Raw genomic sequence first — 1511 nt, 5'->3', positions numbered from 1 at the left:
AGAGTATAGGACACCAGCTTTTCTTAGAACGACGATCGAGATAGCAACGAATATTATGCAAACAGACAAAAATATCATCTTACACCTCCGTACTCGTTTTTCTTTAGACGTTTCCAATAATTGTTATGTTGCGTTAACCTGCCCGGTAGTTGAGAAGACGGCAGCCAATGAAAGGGCTGCCGTCTCAGTGCTTATTGAGCTATCGTATCCGTTAGCGCAATAAGCTATAAATACTAAAAAGGGACTTGAGTCAACCCAAGCCCCCTTAAAATTATTTTCGACGTGAAATCATCATGATTTCCATACTGCTTACCTTTAGCGGATTTTTGCCGAATTCTCCTGCCTTGCAGCCATAGGCTGCCTCTACCTCGAACCCTTCATCTTCCAAAAGCAATTTTAATTCACGGAAGGTAAAGGCTGTGGTGTATATAGATACTTCTTTTGTTTCGCCTTCGGGGCTTTTAACTTTTTCTTTATCAACAATCGTGCAAGAGTACGGGTCGAATTGCGATTCATCAGTAACCCCTCTAGCCAAATTCAGAGCATTAACAACTGTAAGGACAAATAATGAACCGACTCGCAACGCTTTATGAACACCTTTTAGAACCTTTCTATGGTTCTCCTCACTGCCAGCTAACCCAAAGGCTCCTTCGCAAAGACAAATAGCTCCATCGAATTCCTGGTTAAAGGTTAGTTCACGTGCATCGGCAACTAAAAATTCTGCATTTAGCTTATCGTTTGTTGCAATTTGATTCGCATATTTAATAAATTCTGAAGAAATATCAACACCTATTGATTTAACCCCACGTCTTGCAAGTTCTAGGCTATGACGACCTGGTCCACAACCGATATCCAAAATACGTGTATTCGGTTGAAGATTCATAAGTTCAATCAAAAAATCTACTTCCTGTGACGTTCCTTTGGTGAATCCAAATTCTAAATAGTTATCACGAATGTAATCCCCGATTTCTTCATAAAAACCACCATTATATTCAACACCTGTTACTTTTTTATCGATACCCAACGTTTTTCCCTCCGTGTTTGTTATTACACGGAAGTGAATTAGTACGAAACCTAATTATCCTTCCGTGCCTCGAATAATAGTTTTTTGGTTATTGCTAGTTCTCATAATCATAAACTCACTCGCTTTCTTTTGATTTAATCTAATACTAATTGAATGGAAAAAAATGATCAACAGAAAATATTGTTATACTTAACATTACTGCCAAGAAAGTGAATATAAGTAACCTGCTGTTATCACGCTAATCTGCCCGTTACTTTAATGGGCATCAAAAAGGAGCTGTCCTCGTGGCAGCTCCCCCACTATCGTACCCTTTAGCGTAAATGACGCTGGGTAATTCCAATGCACTGACATGGTGTTAATTCAAATAGTGTCATTAGGAAACAGTAATTACATCAATTCGCCCAGATCTGGCGAACGACGGAAAAGTGTTGCTTGCTCAAAACTATAAGCGATGCTAATCAGCGTGGGCTCACTGAAAGCCCTCCCG

General features: G+C 39.6%; 2 protein-coding genes. One reads left to right on the top strand and one right to left on the bottom strand.

Annotated elements, in window-relative coordinates; translation table 11 throughout:
- The coding region (locus DFP97_RS31270; protein ID WP_220271212.1) for a hypothetical protein at positions 1-223 on the top strand (223 nt) is incomplete at its 5' end.
- Positions 224-271: 48 nt separating this feature from the next.
- Here the strand turns inward: DFP97_RS31270 and DFP97_RS30320 are convergent.
- Positions 272-1024, bottom strand: a complete 753-nt coding sequence (locus DFP97_RS30320; RefSeq protein WP_181873753.1) for an SAM-dependent methyltransferase — start codon at positions 1022-1024, stop codon at positions 272-274.
- Between the last annotated feature and the right edge of the window lie 487 nt (positions 1025-1511).

Origin of the sequence: Paenibacillus prosopidis (assembly GCF_003337375.1) — a bacterium.
GTDB classification, from domain to species: domain Bacteria; phylum Bacillota; class Bacilli; order Paenibacillales; family Paenibacillaceae; genus Pristimantibacillus; species Pristimantibacillus prosopidis.
This window is presented reverse-complemented; position numbering and strand designations above follow the sequence as displayed.